Source organism: Streptosporangium sp. NPDC006930 (assembly GCF_040635605.1).
Lineage (GTDB): Bacteria > Actinomycetota > Actinomycetes > Streptosporangiales > Streptosporangiaceae > Streptosporangium.
In genome coordinates this window covers 49,436-67,137 of record NZ_JBEYID010000005.1, presented here as the reverse complement: position 1 = coordinate 67,137, position 17,702 = coordinate 49,436, and the positions used below count along the sequence as shown (strand labels likewise).

The 17,702-nt window shown below is 72.1% G+C and carries 14 protein-coding genes; 9 read left to right on the top strand and 5 right to left on the bottom strand.

The features are described 5' to 3' along the window. Positions 1-52: 52 nt before the first annotated feature. The 3 genes from ABZ664_RS11120 (at position 53) to ABZ664_RS11110 (ending at position 2,664) form a co-directional block, all read left to right on the top strand. Positions 53-805, top strand: a complete 753-nt coding sequence (locus tag ABZ664_RS11120; protein ID WP_362506520.1) for a lysophospholipid acyltransferase family protein — start codon at positions 53-55, stop codon at positions 803-805. Positions 806-904: 99 nt separating this feature from the next. Beyond that, a complete protein-coding gene (locus ABZ664_RS11115; protein ID WP_362506517.1) occupies positions 905-1,456 on the top strand; it encodes a hypothetical protein in 552 nt (183 codons plus the stop codon). A 326-nt stretch (positions 1,457-1,782) separates the two neighbouring features. Beyond that, on the top strand, positions 1,783-2,664 hold the full coding sequence (locus ABZ664_RS11110; RefSeq protein ID WP_362506514.1) for a hypothetical protein: 882 nt from the start codon (positions 1,783-1,785) through the stop codon (positions 2,662-2,664). 257 nt (positions 2,665-2,921) lie between these two features. Here the strand turns inward: ABZ664_RS11110 and ABZ664_RS11105 are convergent, their stop codons facing one another. From ABZ664_RS11105 to ABZ664_RS11085, 5 genes are all read right to left on the bottom strand, one after another. Then, positions 2,922-3,194 carry a type II toxin-antitoxin system RelE/ParE family toxin gene (locus tag ABZ664_RS11105; RefSeq protein ID WP_362506511.1) on the bottom strand — a complete coding sequence of 91 codons (273 nt, stop codon included), beginning with the start codon at positions 3,192-3,194 and terminating at the stop codon, positions 2,922-2,924. Then, positions 3,191-3,478, bottom strand: coding sequence for a type II toxin-antitoxin system Phd/YefM family antitoxin (locus ABZ664_RS11100; protein WP_362506508.1), 288 nt, complete (start codon positions 3,476-3,478; stop codon positions 3,191-3,193). Before ABZ664_RS11100 ends, ABZ664_RS11105 begins: the two co-directional genes overlap by 4 nt. Before the next feature lie 84 nt (positions 3,479-3,562). Next, positions 3,563-4,327, bottom strand: a complete 765-nt coding sequence (locus ABZ664_RS11095) for an SDR family NAD(P)-dependent oxidoreductase (protein ID WP_362506505.1) — start codon at positions 4,325-4,327, stop codon at positions 3,563-3,565. 19 nt (positions 4,328-4,346) lie between these two features. Then, positions 4,347-4,787 (bottom strand): MarR family transcriptional regulator, encoded by a 441-nt coding sequence (locus ABZ664_RS11090; RefSeq protein ID WP_362506502.1) that lies wholly within the window; start codon positions 4,785-4,787, stop codon positions 4,347-4,349. Beyond that, a complete protein-coding gene (locus ABZ664_RS11085; RefSeq protein WP_362506499.1) occupies positions 4,784-5,353 on the bottom strand; it encodes an NAD(P)H-dependent oxidoreductase in 570 nt (189 codons plus the stop codon). Before ABZ664_RS11085 ends, ABZ664_RS11090 begins: the two co-directional genes overlap by 4 nt. 443 nt (positions 5,354-5,796) lie before the next feature. Between ABZ664_RS11085 and lanM the strand changes: the two genes are divergently transcribed. The 6 genes from lanM to ABZ664_RS11055 all read left to right on the top strand — a co-directional run bounded on the left by lanM (position 5,797) and on the right by ABZ664_RS11055 (position 17,576). Continuing rightward, positions 5,797-8,520 (top strand): type 2 lanthipeptide synthetase LanM, encoded by a 2,724-nt coding sequence (lanM, locus tag ABZ664_RS11080; RefSeq protein WP_362506496.1) that lies wholly within the window; start codon positions 5,797-5,799, stop codon positions 8,518-8,520. Further along, on the top strand, positions 8,510-8,767 hold the full coding sequence (locus ABZ664_RS11075; RefSeq protein WP_362506493.1) for a hypothetical protein: 258 nt from the start codon (positions 8,510-8,512) through the stop codon (positions 8,765-8,767). The genes lanM and ABZ664_RS11075 overlap by 11 nt, the downstream gene beginning before the upstream one ends. Positions 8,768-8,807: 40 nt before the next feature. Next, a complete protein-coding gene (locus ABZ664_RS11070) occupies positions 8,808-11,741 on the top strand; it encodes an AAA family ATPase (RefSeq protein ID WP_362506490.1) in 2,934 nt (977 codons plus the stop codon). A 203-nt stretch (positions 11,742-11,944) separates the two neighbouring features. Further along, a complete protein-coding gene (locus tag ABZ664_RS11065; protein ID WP_362506487.1) occupies positions 11,945-15,163 on the top strand; it encodes a type 2 lanthipeptide synthetase LanM family protein in 3,219 nt (1,072 codons plus the stop codon). Next, on the top strand, positions 15,160-17,325 hold the full coding sequence (locus ABZ664_RS11060; RefSeq protein WP_362506484.1) for a peptidase domain-containing ABC transporter: 2,166 nt from the start codon (positions 15,160-15,162) through the stop codon (positions 17,323-17,325). Before ABZ664_RS11065 ends, ABZ664_RS11060 begins: the two co-directional genes overlap by 4 nt. Positions 17,326-17,402: 77 nt before the next feature. Continuing rightward, positions 17,403-17,576 (top strand): hypothetical protein, encoded by a 174-nt coding sequence (locus ABZ664_RS11055; RefSeq protein WP_362506481.1) that lies wholly within the window; start codon positions 17,403-17,405, stop codon positions 17,574-17,576. Positions 17,577-17,702: the final 126 nt, after the last annotated feature.

The window sequence follows — 17,702 nt, the reverse complement described above, 5'->3', positions numbered from 1 at the left end:
GGGGAGGATGGGGAGGTCGGGCGGAAGGGGGTGGCTGAGGTACGGTTCAGCCATGGCTGAGATCGTGTACCCCCCGGTCATCGGGGCGGCGTTGACCTTGTTCCGCGCGCTGGACCTCAAGATCAGCATTGAGGGGGCCGACCGCATCCCGAAGACCGGCGGAGCCGTGCTGGTCAGCAATCACATCAGCTATCTCGACTTCATCTTCGCCGGCCTGGCCGCGCGGCCCGCCGGGCGCCTGGTGCGTTTCATGGCGAAGAAGGAGGTCTTCGACCACCGGATCTCGGGGCCGCTGATGCGCGGCATGCACCACATCCCGGTCGACCGCGCGGCCGGGGCCGCCGCGTTCGGCGCGGCGCTGAAGGCGCTCAGGGGCGGCGAGGTCGTCGGCGTGTTCGCCGAGGCCACGATCAGCAGGTCCTTCACGGTCAAGGAGATCAAGAACGGCGCGGTCCGGATGGCCGTCGCCGCCAAGGTGCCGATGATCCCGGTCTCCCTGTGGGGCACCCAGCGGCTGTGGACCAAGGGCCACCCCAGGAAACTGCTCCAGCGGCACGTGCCGATCACGATCCGGGTCGGTGAGCCCATGCATCCCCAGCGCGGCGACGACTACGACAAGATCACCGCTGACCTGCGCGAACGCATGTCGGAGATGCTCGACAAGGCGCAGCGGAGCTACCCGGAGATCCCGCAGGGCGTCTGGTGGCAGCCACGCCACCTCGGCGGCACCGCGCCCACTCCCGAGGAGGCCGCGAAGCTGGACGCCGCCGAGGCCGAGGCCAGGACGGCCAAGGGCATCTCCTGAGGCCCTCGCGGGATGTGAGTGCCCCAAGCGCGTCATCGTGAGGATCGATCTCAAGTCGCCAACAGGTGGTTCACAAGTGGCGTGCCTCATCCTGCCTCCATGAGTAACGCCTTCGAGGACGTGGCGAACGTCTTCCAGCCGGTTCCGACCCCCGGTCCAGGAAGAACGCCGGGGAAGATCGGCATGACCATCCTGCTGATCCTCTGGGCGGGCCTGGGTGTGCTGCCCTTCGTGTTCGCGGTGCCCGACCTCAGGCTCGCGACGGGCTCCATCGGCGTCCCCGGCACGCTCACGGTCATCTCGTGCGAGGAACTGGGCCGGGGTCGTTACGACTGCGAGGGCAGCTTCGCGCCCGACGGCGGCGGAGACGCGATCCCGGTCGACGCCTCACCCGACTCCACCGCGGGAGACGTCAGACGCGCCCAGCTCACCCCCGAGGGCGACCGCGCCGTCCGGACCGGCACCTCGGGCGTCCTCGCCGCGCTGACCATGCCGTTTCTCGGGGTCGGTGTGCTGGGCTTCCTGCCGTACGTGTTCCTCTACGTTCTCAAGGTGCGTCGCGGCAGGCGCGCCGCGGTGGTTCTCGGCTGCGTCCTCACGCTCGTCTCACTCGCCGGTCTCGTCGTCGGCATGGTCGCCGCCTACTCCTGAACCGTCCTCGCCGAGGCGCGTCTCGGTTCACGCACTTCGCGATGATCGGGGAAGTGCACGCGAGAGACCCGAGGCGTGTTCATAGGCCCTGAGGGAGATTTGTTCTAAATCGCGAAATGTGGCGGTGAGCTGGCGAAAGTTTCGGTGCCGTCGGCTCGTCGCCTGTTTTGTCTGCATGGCTGCTCCGGAAGCGGGAAGTCTTCCCCGCGCCCCTCGACGGAGGACCACGACCGGGCGGTGGTCCTCGGTCTCGGCGGCGGGCGTGAGAGCACCCCTTCGACTTCGACGCCCCCGCTGGTTCCGGATCAAACCAGATGGAGGACAAGGTGACGCTAACAAATCCCGACAGGCCCGACGCGGTGTCGTCGAGCGGACCGGGCGGACCACCACGGCGCATTCCCCGCCCGATGGTCATCGCCACCGCCGTCGTGCTGGTGGCATCGGGCGGCGTCGGGGCCTCCCCGGCGTCAGCGGCATCGCCGCCGCCCGCACCGACGGAATCACCGGCGCCGACCCCCAGCGTGACGGTGAGCGAGACACCCACGCTGAGCCCGACACCGATTCCCCCGCCCTCGACCGAGACACCGACGCCGACACCGACCCCCACCGCCACGACGCCGCACCGGGTACCCCCGGTGGCGTTCCCCGGCACGCTGCACGGCGAGTTCGTCCTGCCGGCGAAGGACGGCTGCGGCTTCACGGTGTTCGCCCAGACCGGCGAGGCGACCGCTCTGGCAGAAGACTCGATCACCGTCAAGAGCCAGGACGGCTTCGAGCGGGTGTACACGATCGCCGACACCACCAGGTCCCTCTCGGGACGGCGGGACAACGCGCTCAGGCAGGGCGACTGGGTCTCGGTGACCGCGACGACCTCGGGCGAGACGGCGACGGCCGCCTACGTCTTCGGCCTGACGCGGCCCCACAAGAGGTTCTGGCGGGGTGGTGGCTGGTGGTCCGTCAACGAGTGGCGGCCGGGCAGCCGGTGGCGCGAGCCCGCCATCTGCCCCACGCCGCCGGTCGCGACCCCCACGGTGCCACCGCCCGCGGAAACCCCCCTGCCTCCCACGGAGACCCCGTTCCCGCCTACGGAGTCTCCGCTGCCTCCCACCGAGACCCCGCCGCCCACGGAGGAGCCGCCGCCCGCCCCCACTCCAGAGCCGACCCCCACCGTGACGGAGGGAACCCCGACCCCGACCCCCACTCCCTGAGCGAGCAGGAAACGGGCGCGGCCGCCACGCGGCCCTGACCCGAATGGCCGCGCCGTGGAACCGGAGCCGTCCGTCACGAGGTGACGGCCCCGGTTCCGATGACAGGCGGCTCGGAACGGTGATGCCCGGGTCTCCGATCGGAGACCCGGGCATCACCGTTGGGGCGGCGAAGTCGTGCACATGCTCGCGGCGCCGACGTGTCCGACCGCGATCTGCCGTCCGGCGGTCACACCGGTACCGGCGGCGGTCGCTCGCCTTTATGGGCGGTAGGCGTCTCGGCGGTGTTTGATCGTCTGGATCGTCACGGTGCGCTTGTCCTCGTCGATGCGGTAGACCACGCGATACGTTCCACGTCGGGCGACATGCAGCCCTTCGTACGGCTCTTGGAGGGGTTTGCCGGCACGCCAGGGCTCGCGTGCGATGGCGCCGGTGATCAATTCCCAGGCTGCGGACGCCACGGTTTCGGGCAGGCCCGAGGCGAGTGCACGGCGGGCAGGCGGATCCAGCAGGACGGTGTATCGGTCGCTCACGCGCTCGCCTTGCCAAGGCGGGCGGCCATGACGGCGGCCATCTCCTCCTCGGTGGTCAGGTCGCCGCGTGCCTCGGCGGCAGCGGCCTCGACCAGGTCGGCCCGCATTTCAGGGTCGGCGAGGATCTCCAGTGTCTCCTGCAGGGACTCCCACTCGGCCACGGACACGATGACGGCATGGGGTCGTCCGTTCCGGGTGAGCGTGAAGTGATCGTGCTCGCGAGCGGCCCGGTCGGCCAACTCGGTCAGCCGGTCCTTCGCTTCGCTGATCGGGATGATCTCCATGGAGTCCATGGTATCTCTTTGGCTGGAATGCTGGCCAAAATCCGGGCCATCTTTCGTGTGGTTGCAACGCCGGGTACCGAAGGGTCAGCCTGGGGTGAGGAAGTGGCCGTCGGTCCTGATGGCCTCGCCGGTGGTGTTGGTGTTGGCGGTCGAGCACAGGTAGACGATCATGCGTGCGGCGTCGTCGGGGTGGCTGACGCGCTTGGTCGCGGCGGCCTCGCTCGCCTTGTCGAGCAGGTGTCGCGGCATGGGTTTGCCCGCGGGGGTGAAGCCTGGCATGACGACGTTGGTGAGGATGCCGGCGGAGGCGAGTTCCCTGGACATCACCCGGGTCAGGCCGTGCAGCCCTGCCTTGGCGGCCACATAGGAGACGTTGCCGGGAAAGCCGTCCTCGACCAGTCCTGTGGAGACGTTGACGATGCGGCCCCATCCGTTCGCTCGCATGTCGGCCAGCACGGCGCGGGCGAGCAGGTAGGGGCCGACCAGGTTCGCGGTCACCGACGTGGCGAACCGCTCGGGCGGCGCGGTCTCGAACAGCTCGCCGGGCTCGGGCCAGTCCGGCCAGCGGACGGCGTTGTTGACCAGGACGTCGACCGGCCCGAGCCGGGCGCGGGCGTCCTCGACCGCCGCCTCCAGGGAGTCGGGGCGGCCGAGGTCGAGTCGCCAGGCGATCGCCTGGGCTCCGCGCTGTTCGGCCATGGCGACGGTCTCCTCCGCGGCCTGCCGGTTGGTGTGGTAACCGACGGCGACGTGTGCCTTCTCCTCGGCGAAGGCCAGCGCGGTGGCCCTGCCGATGGCGGTGCTCGCGCCGGTCACCAGAACGACTTTTCCTGCGAGTCCGAGTTCCACGGGTTTCTCCTATGGGTGATCAGGTGAGGTTGTCGCGGACGGCGTGCAGTAGCCGGATGAGACGCGCGGCGTCGGCCTCGTCGAGCCCGGCGCCGGCACGGCTTTCCACCTGCGCCCACGCTGCCACGACGGCGTCGACCACGGCCTCGCCGCGTTCGGTCAGCCGCAGCCGGGTCACCCGGCGATCGCCGGGGTCCGGGGCACGCTCGACGAACCCGGCCCGCTCCATGCGGGTGATCGCCTTGGCGATGGTTGGCTGTTCCATGCCGATGCGCTGGACCAGTTCCGCCTGGGTGGTCTCGGGGTTGTGGTGAAGGTCGACGATGAGAAGCTCCTGGCCCAGGTGCAGGCCGAGCTCGGCCATCCGGCGCTGCATCTCGGCGCGGTGCGCCCTGGTGACCTCGGCGAGGGCATAACCGATCGGCCCATGTGTGGCCGCGATCTGCCGTCCGGCGGTCACGCCGGCACCGTCGATCGGTCATCCGCGACGCGGGCGAGGACGCGCCGCCACAGCCGGATGATGTCGTGTCGCGCCTCTTCTTCGGTCAAGGATCCGTCGGCGTCGATGTGACGGTGGGCGAAGCCGACCGCCACATCGAAGTCGGAGAGCACTTCTGCACCGACCCGCCGCAGCATGTCGCCGAGCTGCAACTGGGCGAAGACCCCGCCGAACCGGTTGGGTGACGCGCTCATCAGCGCCACCGGTTTGCCCGCCAGTGGGCGTGGGGGCGCGAGGATCGAAAGCCAGTCGACGAGATCCTTCATCTGCCCGGGGATGCCGCGGCTCAGCTCCGGCGTCACCAGCAGCAGCGCATCGGCCGCCGCCACGCGCTCGCGTAGCGCGCTGACGACCTGAGGGAAGGGGCGCCCGCGAGTGGCGTCCAGGCGGGGAATCCGGGCATGGTCGTCCCACACCTCCACCCGCAGCGGGGCCTCCGCCAACCGTTGCGCGACGTGGAGGAGAGCCCGGTTGTGTGATCCCTCCCGGCTGCTCCCGCAGATCGCCAGTACATCGACTATTTCCATAGTCGGCTATCTTATAGTCGGCTATGGAAATGCCGCAACTTCGACCGGTGAGATGCCCATGAGCCCGGAACCCTGCGAGCCCGTTCGTCGCCGTGCCGTTCCGAGCCTGGGTGACCTTCTTGAGATCGGGTCGCTGACAACCGGACCGCGGGACGTCGGCCCGTGCGCGGTAGCGATGGTCGACCGGGCGGAGTCCCCGGTGGGGAGACGACGAAGGAGGGCTCGCCGGAAATATGGGGGCATTGCCCCCATATCGCGGTTCGGGGTGGTCGTCATACTTGACGGCTGTGAACCCTGCGAGCCCGTTCGTCGCCGTGCCGCCCCGAGCCCGGACGGCGGCACGTCCCTCCGTTCGGGCCACCGCTTCCGACGCGGCTCGCCTCGCGGCTCCCGATGTGGAGCGTCCCGTCGCCGGAGCAGGCGCGCCGGAGGCCGTTACGGACATGTCCGGTGTTCCGGCAGGGCGGGAGGCGACTCTGTCGGACGCGGTGCGCCCGTTCGTCCGGCGGGCGGTGGAGCGGCTGGCCGCCGGCACGACACGACTGGAGGGCGGGGTCTGGGGCGCCTCGGTCGGGGAACGGTTCGCGAAGGATCTGACGGCCCGGCTCACGCGGGTCGCCTCACGGGTCCTGGTGTTCGAGTTGAACGCGCGGCGGGTGAGGGGAGAGCTGTCCGGAGACACGCCGGCCGAGCGGTTCGCCGATTTCGTGGGCCGGGTGAGCGGCGAAAAAGGACTCGCCGAACTGCTTGAGGAGTATCCCGTCCTCGCCCGACTGCTGCGCCAGGCCGCCGACCAGGCGGTGGAGGCGGGGCTGGAACTTCTGACGCGCTTCGCGGCGGATCGCGAGCGCCTGAGGGAACTGCTGGGGAGTGATCCCGGAAGCCCGGTGGAGTTCTCCGCCGCGGGCGACAGTCATCTCGGAGGGCGCGCCGTCACGGTGGTGACCCTGGCCGGGGGCGCGAAGGTCGTCTACCGGCCGCGGCCGGTCCAGGCGTACCTGCACTTCGCCGAGGTGCTCGACTGGCTCAACGAACGGGTCCCCGGTCTGGGCCTGCGCGTTCCGCGCGCGGTGCGGCGGGAGGGCTACGGCTGGATCGAGTTCGTGCCGGCCGAGCCGTGCGCGGACGCGGCCGAGGTGGAGCGGTTCTACACGCGCGCCGGTGCGCTGCTCGCCCTGCTGTACGCGTTGAACGCCATCGACGTGCACTACGAGAACCTCGTCGCCTGCGCGGACCGGCCGGTGCTGGTCGACGTCGAGACACTGTTCCACGCGGCGCTGCCCGCGGAGGCGTCCGCCGACCCGGCGCTGCACGCCCTGCGGGACTCCGTCCAGCGCACCGCGCTGCTGCCGAAGGTGATGGTCGGCGAGCAGGGCGCGCTGGACGTCTCCGGCCTGGGCGGGGACAAGGGCGGGGTGTACCCGTTCCTGTCCGCCCGGTGGGAGGAGGAGGGGACGGACACGATGCGGCTGGTGCGCGGTGTCACCCGTTTCGCCGGAGCGGTCAATCGTCCCACGCTGAACGGGGTGGACGCCGACCCCGCCGACCACCTGCCGAATCTGCTGGCCGGTTTCCGGCGTGCCTACGACGCCGTCGCGGCGGGACGCGACGAATTGCTGCGCGGGCCGCTGGCGAGGTTCGGCCAGGCCGAGGTCCGCGTGCTGCTCCGGCCCACCCGCTTCTACGGCGAGCTGCTGATCGAGTCGACGCATCCGGACGTGATGCGGTCCGACGCCGACAGGGACGAGGTGTTCGACCTGCTGGACGCCGTGTCGGTCGGCGACCCCGCGCGGTCGGCGGCGGTGCCGTTCGAGCGGGCCGACCTGTGGGCGGGGGACATCCCGTACTTCAGCACGTCTCCCGGCGAGCGGGAGATTCGCGATGGCGGGGGCAGGGCGCTGCCGTGGTGTTCGCGAGAGAGCGGGCTGGACGTCGTGGCCGCCAAGCTGGCCCGGCTGGGCGCCGCCGACCGGGAGAACCAGGAATGGATCATCGAGGCGTCGATGGCGACCCGGGTCGCGGGCGGGCGGCATGATCCCGGCGAGCCGTCCGAGACGCCGTTGCCGGCCACGGTGCCCCATCGCGCGGCGCTCGTGGCCGCCGCGCGGGGCATCGCGGACCGCCTGTGCGCGACCGCGCACCGCGAAGGTCGTACCGTCAACTGGCTGGGCCTGGAGCCGGTGGAGGACGGCCGGTGGACGATCATGCCGTTGGGCGCCGGGTTGTCCAGCGGGTACCTCGGCGTCGCGCTGTTCCTGGCACAGGCGAGTCGAGCCACCGGAATCTCCCGCTACATGGACTTCGCCTGGATGGCGGTTCGGCCTCTGCCGCGGCTGCTGGAGCGGATCGCCGGGAACGAGGCTCTGCTGCGAGCCGTGGGCTGCGGGGGATTCGGCGGTCTCGGCGGCATCGCGTACGGCCTGTCACAGCTCGGGGTCTTGCTCGGCGACGCCGAGGTGGCGAGCTGGGTGGAGCCCGCGGTGGAGGCGGCCGGCGCGGCGGTCGTCGACGAGTCGCCGCTGGACGTCCACGACGGCCTGGCCGGGTGCCTGGCCGCGATGCTCGCCGTCCGGCGCAGCACGGGGACGGCCGCGGCCGGCCGCGTGGCGGCCGGGTGCGCGGAACGCCTGGCGGCCGCGGCGCCCTCGGCGGCGGATCTGCCACCGGGTTTCGCCTTCGGCGCCGCGGGCGTGGGGTGGGCGCTCGCCAGGCAGGGGCAGAGCGTGGACGGCGCTCGTCTGCTCGTCCACGCCGCCGCGCGGGCGGCGGAGGGGGGCACCTGGTGCCACGGCCGGGCGGGAGTGCGCCTGGCCCTGTCCGACACCGCCCTCCCCGGCGATTCGGTGGCGTTCCCGATCTCCGACGTCCCGTTGGGGGGACACGGCCTGTGCCACGGTGAGGCGGGGCGTCTGGAGACGCTGAGCGCCCTCGCCCGGCGAGGCGACCCCGTGGCACAGCGGTCACTGCACCGCCACGCCGGCAGGCTGCTGGCCTCGCTGGACACCTACGGAGCGCGGTGCGGTACTCCCCGCCATGCGTCGACCCCTGGCCTGCTGGACGGCCTGGCCGGTATCGGCCACGGTCTGCTCAGGCTGGCTCTTCCCGAGATGACACCGTCGGTGCTGCTGTTGCGGCCCACTGATGAAGGAGAGATCCATGGACCTTGAGAAGGACGCCGAGAACCGTTCGACCGCCGAGGAGCCGGCCGCGTCGTGGCAGGAGCGGCTGGGCACGCCGGCCGGATCGATCATGATCAGGCTGGCCGGTGTGTCCCCGGTGACCCGTGCGCTCGTGCTGGCCGGCCTGACGGCGGGGACGACGATCGCGTTCGGCTCACCGGACACCGCGGCGCACGCGGTGATGGCCATGAGCGGGGACGACACCGTCGTTCCCGTCTCGCTGAGTGCTCGCTAAAAGGCATTTTTAGTGACATGGCGGCAGTTAACCTGTCGTCATGTCATATACCTCCCCCATTCTGGTCGGACGCGAAAGGGAAATCGAGCAACTCGACCGGCGCCTCGCCGCCGCGCGAGACGGCCGGGGTGGTGCGGTTTTCCTGCTCGGCGATCCTGGAATAGGCAAGTCCCGCCTTTCCGCGGAATGCGCGTACCAAGCGTTCGACACAGGGATGATCGCGTTGCGGGGACGGGGCGGGGGCATCAGCGCGGACATCCCGTTCAAACCGCTGTGCGAGGCGCTGCTCTCCTACACCAGGACCAAGGAGCCGCCGGACGATCCGGCCCTGGCGCCCTATCTGCCGGCGCTCACCAAGCTGGTCCCGGAATGGCGCCGGGCGGGGGGCACCGACCATCTGGAGTCGGTGATGGTGCTGGCGGAGGCGGTCCTGCGGCTGCTCGCCGTCATCGGGCGAGACGGTGGCTGCCTGCTCGTCCTGGAGGACCTGCACGACGCGGACGCCGACACACTCGCCGTCGTCGAGTACCTGGCCGACAACCTCGCCGGGGTTCCCGCCTTCCTGCTGGCCAACCTGCGCAGCCACGCGGGGCCGGCACGGTCCGTCGCCGAGGCCTGCGCCCAGCGGCGGACCGCGACCCTCGTCGAGCTCGCGCCCCTGCCGCCGGAGCAACTCGCCCGGCTCACCGCCGCCTGCCTGGAGGCCTCGCCCGACGACCTGCCTCGACAGCTTCTCACCCGGCTGGAACGTGATACGGCGGGCGTCCCGTTCGTCGTCGAGGAACTGCTCGCCGCCATGGTGAACGTCGGCGCCCTGGAGCGCGACGGGCGGCGGTGGCGGCTGAACGGCGACCCCGCGATCGACGTGCCGACCACGCTGGTGCGCAGCATCATGCTGCGCGCCGCCCAGCTGAGCTCCTCCGCCCGGGAGTCGCTGCACATGGCGGCGGTCTTCGGCTCCCGCTTCCCGATCCCGATGATCCAGGAGGCCACCGGCCTGGCCGACCGCGAGGTGATGGAGTTCCTGCGCGCGGGTACGGGGGCGCGGCTCATCACGCCGGACGACTCCGCCGGCGACTGGTACGCCTTCCGCCACGCGCTGATGGCCGAGGCTCTGCGCTCCTCGCTCATCCCGGCCGAGCGGGTGTCGATCGCGCGCCGCGCCGCCGACGCGCTGGAGCGGCTGTACCCCGGGCTGCCCGGCGAGTGGTGCCAGATCGCGGCCACCCTGCGCCTGACCGCCGGGGACCCCCTGGGCGCGGCCGACCTGCTCGCCGACGCCGGCCGCCGCCTGCTGGACGACGGTGCCGCCGACCTCGCCGTCACGCTGCTCGAACGCGCCTACGCCCTGCTCGGATCCGCCCCCGCCGACCTGCGGGCGCGCGTCCTGCAGGGGTTGTTGCACGCGCTGACCGAGAGCGGGCAGGCCGACCGAGCCTTCGCCCTCGCCAAGGACCTCCCGATCAGCGGCGACCTGGCGATGACCATCCCGCACGAGATGGACCTGCGCACCAAGCTGGCCTGGGTCGCCGCCGAGATCGGCGGGACCGCCGACGGACTGGCGCACGTCACAGCGCTCCGCAGGCTCCTCCAGATCAACCCGGACGAGGCCCGTACGGCGGCCGTCGACGTGATCGAGGCCCAGCTCATCGTCCCCGACCACGGGGTCCTCCAGCAGAGCCCGCAGCGGATGGCCGCGGCCGAGGCCCTCGTACGGCGAGCCGTGGAGGTCGCCGAACGCGTCCCGCTCCCCGAGGTGGCCTGCCAGGCGTGGGAGCGGATGGCGATGTTCTCCAGGGCCCGTGGGTTCGACGAGCCCGACCGGTGCCTGACGCGGGTGGTGTCCATCGCCGACGCCCACGGCCTGAAGCTGTGGAAGCTGCGGGCGATGTTGCGCCTGGCCGTGAACCACGCCCTGCGCACCGGCGAGCGGGAGCCGCTGGAGGAGGTCGGCAGGGCGGCGGCACAGGCGGGCGCGATCAGCCTGGTCCACTCCACCCAGGCGTCCCTGGTCATGACGGGCGTGCTGCGCGGCGAGTACGGTGAGGCCCACGGGCTCGCCGTCCCGTGCGTCGAGTCCACCATCCGGCTCGGCCACACCGCCTACACCCAGTACCTCCTGCTCGCCCAGGCCACGCTCGCGGCCCACCAGGCCAAACGCGCGGAAATGGAGGGCGTGCTGGAGCGGTTCCGCGAGTGGGGCGGTGAGAGCAGCCTGCACATGCCGGTGGTCTACGGCCTGTGCCAGGCGATGTGCGCGCTGCTGGAGGAGGACCGCGACCTCTGCGGCGAGATGCTGATCAGGGCCCGGGAGTGGGAGGACGACAACCCCACCATCTACTACCTCACCGGCAGGTACGGACTCTGCGTGCTCATGGACGTACTCGCCGACCGGGCGGGCGCCACCGAATGCGACGCCGCGGAGAGCACCTCGGCCGCCGAACTGGCCTGGAACCGTACCTTCCTCCACCTGGCCCGGTCCGTGCTGTCGGGCCGCCAGGGCGACCCCGAGGGGGCGCTCGCCGCGTTCGGCAGGGCCGCCGAGGCCGCCCGGCCCTTTCCCCTCGCCCACCACCTGGGGCTCCGGCTGGTCGCCGAGGCCGCCCTGGCGGACGGCTGGGGCGAGCCGCTGGTCTGGCTGCGCACCGCCGAGGAGTACTTCCACCAGGCGGGCATCCCCGCGGTCACCGGGGCCTGCCGGGCGATGCTGCGCGGGGCCGGCGCGGCCGTGGCGCAGCGCCGCACCGGACGGGAACAGGTGCCGAGCGGGCTGCGCGCCCAGGGCGTCAGCGTGCGGGAGTATCAGGTGCTCACCCTGCTCGCCGAGCGGCGTGGCAACGTCGACATCGGCAAGCGGCTGTTCATCTCGCCGCGCACCGTGGAGAAGCACGTCGCGAGCCTGCTGCAGAAAACGGGCCTGCCCGACCGGGCCGCCGTGTACGAGCACGCGGCCGAGTTGCTGCGCCCCACCTGACGCCTCCTCGGGCGGCCCCGGTGCGCGCGCGAACGCCGCCGCTCCACCTGACGTCCTCTCAAGCGCCCCGGTCCGAGCTCGCGCGAATGCCGATGCGCCCCACCTGATGTGACCGATGCCCCCATCACCCCCCGGCGGGCCCGCGCGAATATGGGGGCGGCTCCCGCATGTGGCCGACGCCGCGCATCGGCAGAGTGCCAGCTATGAGCGGAGACGGAATCACCCTGGGGGCGGCGCCCGAGCTCGGCGCGGCATGGTGGGCCGGCGGACTGACGCTGGCCGAGCGGCTGGACCGGACCGGCGGAGACATCCCTGTCGGCCGGTCGCCGGAGTCGGCCGGCGAGACCGCGCGCTGGCGGCTGCGGGAGTGGCGGAACGCTCACGGGCTGCTGGAGAGCGGACAGTTCGACCGGCGGCTGGCCGCGGCCGGGCTCACCGTCGACGAGCTGGCCTCGCTGCTGGACGAGGAGCCCGCCGTGCTGGCCGGTCGTGTCGCCCGCCCGGACTGGGCCGTACAGGCCGAGGAGGCGATCGCCGCGGCGCCTGCCGAGTCCGTCGCCCGCGCGGACGGGATACCCGCCGACGAGGGATTCGCGGCGATCATGACGCCGTTCGCCAAGGACGCGCTGCGGCGCCTGGGCGACGCGCTGAACGCGTGCGGCCCCGCCGTTCGGGCGGACGCCCTGCTCGCGGCCTGGGGCGTCGAGCTCCGGCAGCGGCTCGCGGCGCTCGCGTCGCGGACGCTGGTTTTGGAGCTCAACGTCATGCGCGTCTCGCGGCGGCTTGAGGGGGCGACGCCCGAGGAGCGGTTCGCGGACTTCGTCCGATGGTTCGGGCGTCATCCCGAGGCGCTCGCCGCGCTGTGCGAGGAGTACCCGGTGCTGGCCAGGCTCCTCGCCCAGACGGCCGACCGGTTCGCGGCCTGCCGGGGCGAGATGCTCGCCCGCTACACCGAGGACCGTCCCGACATCGTGCGGACGCTGCTGGGCGGCGTCGATCCCGGCCCGCTGACGGCGGTCGAGGGCGGCGGCGACACCCACCAGGGCGGCCGCGCGGTGAGTGTCCTGACCTTCGAAACGGGTGCGCAGGTGGTCTACAAGCCGCGCCCGCAGGCCGTTCACCGGCACTTCAACGACGCCCTGGCCTGGCTCAACGAGCGCGTCGCGGGCTTGGACCTCATCCGCCTGGCCGTGCTGGACCGCGGCCCGTACGGCTGGGTGGAGTTCGCACCCCACCTGCCGTGCCAGGACCGCCGGGAGGTCGCCCGTTACTACCACCGGCTCGGAGCGCTGCTCGCGATGCTGCACGCTCTCGACGGCGCCGATTTCCACTGCGAGAACCTGATCGCCTGCGGCGACCAGCCCGTGCTGGTCGACCTGGAGGCCCTGCTGCACCCGCTGGTGCCCGGGGCGGGGATCGAGCGCCTCATGGGGGACCCCGCGGCGCTCGCCCTGGAGTCGTCGGTGAGCCGCAGCGGTCTGCTGCCCGAGCTGATGGTGGGCGAGAACGGCGTGATCGACCTGTCCGGCATGGGTGGCGACAAGGACGTCATGCTGCCGATGAAGACGCCGACCTGGACCGGACAGGGCACCGACGAGATGCGGCTGGTCCGCGAACACCTGGTCTTTCCCGGCGTGCGCAACCGCCCGCGCCTGGGCGAGGACGCGGCCGACCCCGCCGACCACCTCGACGACCTGCTGGCCGGGTTCGGCCGCGGCTACGAGGCCATCGTGGCCGACGCCCCCGCACTGGTCCGGCTGATGACCACGTTCTCCGACGACGAGGTTCGCGTCGTCCCGCGGGCGACCCGCACGTACGCCAAGCTGATGATGGAGTCCACCCACCCGGACGTGCTCCGCCACGGCCTCGACCGTGACCGCGTGCTGGACCACCTGTGGGCGATCACCCGCGGCGACCGCACCCGCGAGCGGCTGATCGCCCATGAGGCGGAGGACCTCTGGGCAGGCGACATCCCGATCTTCACCACCAGGCCGGGCAGCCGCGACCTGTGGACCTCGGGAGGCGTTCGCATCCCGGACATCCTGCCCGAGGCCAGCCTGAGCCGAGCCGTCCGCAAGGTTCTCGGCATGGGCCGTGTCGATCGCGCCCGCCAGGAATGGGTCATCCGGGCTGCCATGGTCACCCGGGACCGCTCCGGGCTCGCCGCCCTCGCCGTCGGCACGACGCCCTCCGTCTCCGCCCCCGTCTCCGTCTCCGCCGACAGGCCGGACGAGGCCCGGCTGATCGCCGCCGCCCGGGACGTCGCCGACCTCGTCGACCGCCACACCTGTGCCTCGGAACCCGGCGGTCGCGTCAACTGGCTCGGGCTGGAGCTGGTCGAGGAGAAGTACTGGATGCCGCGGCCGCTGAGCTGGGACCTGTACGGCGGCTACACCGGCGTGGCACTGTTCTTGGCGCAGTGCGCCGCCGTCACCGGTGAGGAACGGTACGCCGACCTGGCGCGACGCGCGGCCCTCCCTCTCGCGGGGCTGGCCGAGGACCCACCGGAGGAAGGCGTCATGGGCGCCTTCACCGGCCTCGGCGGAGTCGCGTACACCCTGATCCACCTGGCCGCTCTGCTGGACGACACGGGGCTGGCGCGGCCGGTCGAGGACCTGGTGGAGCTGTGCGCGAAGGCGGCCGCCCAGGACGAGGCACTGGACGTCATCGTCGGCGCCGCGGGCACCCTGGCCACGATGCTCGCGATCCACCGGGCCACCGGGTCACCCGCGGCCTGGCGCACCGCGGAGGCGTGCGCCGAACGCCTGCTGGACACCGCGGCCCCCGTCGGAGCCGGAGTGGCCTGGCACACGCCCATGAGCGACGACAAGCCGCTGACCGGCTTCTCCCACGGCGCGGGCGGCATCGGCTGGGCGCTGCACCGCTACGCCGAGGCGGGCGGCGACCCGCGTGCCCGTGACACCGCCCTGGCCGCCTTCGCCTACGAGAGCGAGCACTACAGGCCGGACCTGCGGGGCTGGCCCGACTACCGGCAGGGACAGGGCGGCGACGACATGCTCCACGCCTGGTGCCACGGAGCACCCGGCATCGGCCTGTCGCGTGTCGGCGGCCCGGCGTCCGAGCACCTCGACCGGGACCTCGACCGCGCGCTCGCCGCCGAACTGGAGCGCGGGCCGATGGCCAACCACAGCCTCTGCCACGGCGAGCTGGGCAACCTCGAACTGCTCATCCAGCTGCGCCACCGGCCGGAGGCGGCCGAGCTGCTGACGGCACGCACGGCCCACCTCCTCGACGACCTGGCCCGGCGCGGCCCCCGCTGGGGCGCGCCCGGCGCCGCCCCCACCCCCGGCCTGATGAACGGGCTGGCCGGAATCGGGTACGGCCTGCTCAGGCTCGCCCGGCCCGAACACGTCCCGTCCGTGCTTCTGCTCGACGCGCCCATCGGAGGTGAGCGCCGATGAGCAGGGTCCCGCTGCGACACCAGCTCACCTCCACCGAATGCGCCGCGGCCTGCCTGGCCATGATCGCCAGCTTCCACGGGAGGGACACCCGGGTCGCCGAATGCCGGGAGATGCTCGGTATCGGACGCGACGGCGTGTCCGCCGCCCACCTGATCGCCGCCGCCCCCCGCATGGGCCTGCACGCGCGGACCGAGCGGATGAAGAGCCTTGGTCCCATCGACCGGCCGGCCATCGCCTACCTCGCCGACCACCACTTCGTCGTCGTGGAACAGGTCGGCGCGCGGCGCGTCCGCCTGGCCGACCCGGGCGGCGGACGCCAGTGGCAGAGCAGGAAGGACTTCGACCGGCGCTTCGGCGGCGTGCTGATCCACCTCTCGCCCGGCCCCGAGTTCGTCCGGCGGCGCACTCCCATGCGGGAGTGGCTGATGCTCCGCTACCTGCGGGACTTCGTGGCGATGCCGGGAAGCCGGAGCCTGCTCGCCGCCGTGCTGGCCTGCGCGACCGTGCTGAAACTGCTGGCCCTGGTGCTGCCGCTCGCCACCCAGCAGGTCGTCGACACCTTCGCCCCCGACCAGCGGACGGACATCCTGCCGCTCTTCGCCGGGGTGGTGCTCGGCACCACCGTCCTGGCCGGTCTGACGACCCTGCTGCGGGAGATGGCGGTGCTCACCCTGCGCGTCCGCGCCGAGGCGACGCTGGGACGACAGCTCATCCGCCACATGCTGCGGCTGCCGCTGTCGTTCTTCATCCAGCGCCGCAGGGGAGACCTGCTCGCCAGGCTCGGCAGCGTCTCCACCACGCGAGAGACCGTCACGCAACGGCTGCTGATACTCGTGCTGGACGCCGCGCTCCTGGTGGGCTACCTGATCGGCCTGGCCGTCCTCGCCCCCGGCTACGTGCCCGTCGTCCTCACCCTGGGCGCCGCCCACGTGCTGCTGGTGTTACGGGTCTCCCCGCGGGTCGCGGCCGTCTACCAGCGGGAGCTGTCGGCCAAGGCCGAGGAGCAGAGCTACCTCACCGAGACCCTGGAGGCCGTGGTCCCGGTCAAGGCGAACGGCGTCGAGGGACGGGCGGAGCAGCACTGGGTGCGGCTGTTCGAGACGTATCGCGGCGCCCTGGTCGTCCGCGGCCGGATCACCGCCGGCCTGGAGGCCTTCCACCAGGCACTCACCGTCGCCGCCCCGCTGCTCCTGCTGCTGACCGGGCTCGCGCTCGTACTGAACGGCGGCATGACGATCGGCACCGCGCTCGCCGCCAGCACCGTCGCCCTCGCCGTGCTCGCCCCCCTCCAGGGGCTGGCCAGCGCGGGCCAGAGCTACCCGATGCTGCGCAGCCAGATCGAGCGGGTCTACGACATCGTCGACGCGGACGAGGAGGCCACCGGCCCCGTGCGTCTTCCCGAGAACACCGCCAGCGGCATCGAGGTCGAGGAGCTGGTCTTCCACTATCAGGCGGACGCCCCGCCGGTGCTCAAGGACCTCACCTTCACCGTCCCGCCCGGCGCCAAGCTCGGCATCGTCGGCCGCACCGGCTCCGGCAAGAGCACCATCGCCCTGCTGGTCCTCGGCCTGCTGCGCCCCACCGCCGGTACGGTGCGCCACGACGGACACGAACTGGACGAACTCGACGTCCACGACCTGCGCTCCCGCTGCGGGGCCGTGCTGCAGGACCTCAACCTCTTCAACGGCACGATCATGGACAACCTCACCCTCGGCAGAGAGGACGCCACCGAGGAGGAGGTGGTGCGCGCCGCCCGCATCGCCGGACTGCACGACGACGTGGAGGCCATGCCCATGGGGTACGGCACCCTCGTCGGAGAGGCCGGTGCCGCGCTGTCGGCCGGGCAGCGCCAGCGGGTCGCCCTGGCCCGCGCCCTCGTCCACAAGCCTCGTCTGCTCATCCTGGACGAGGCCACCAGCCACCTCGACCCCGAGACAGAACGCCGCGTCGACGCGGCGCTGTCCCGGCTCGAGGTCACGCGGATCGTCATCTCGCATCGGCTGAGCGCGATCCGCGACGCCCACAAGATCCTCGTGCTCGACCGCGGTCGCATCGTCGAGCGGGGCACGCACGAGGACCTCATCGCACGAGAGGGGACCTATCAGGAGCTGTTCGCGCACGACGCGGCGCCCCGGCAGCGAGCCGGGGCACTGAACGCGTGAGGCGCGCCGGGTCCCGCCGGCGCGCCCCATGGACCGATTCCGAACCACGAAATCTCAATCCAGAAGGAGAGTACGTCATGTCCGAGAACGAGCTGATCCGTCAGTGGAAGAACCCGCAGGCCCGCTCCGCCGACCTGGTCCACCCGGCCGGGGAGATCGCCCTGGACGACGCCCGCGTGGTCGGTGGCCGCGAGCCGCGGACCGAGTACGCCATCTCCTATGGCTGCTGCCCCACCGGCATCTTCTGCTGATCCCTGCGGCCTATACCAAGGAGTTATGAGATGTCCGAGAACGAGCTGATCCGTCAGTGGAAGAACCCGCAGGCCCGCTCCGCCGACCTGGTCCACCCGGCCGGGGAGATCGCCCTGGACGACGCC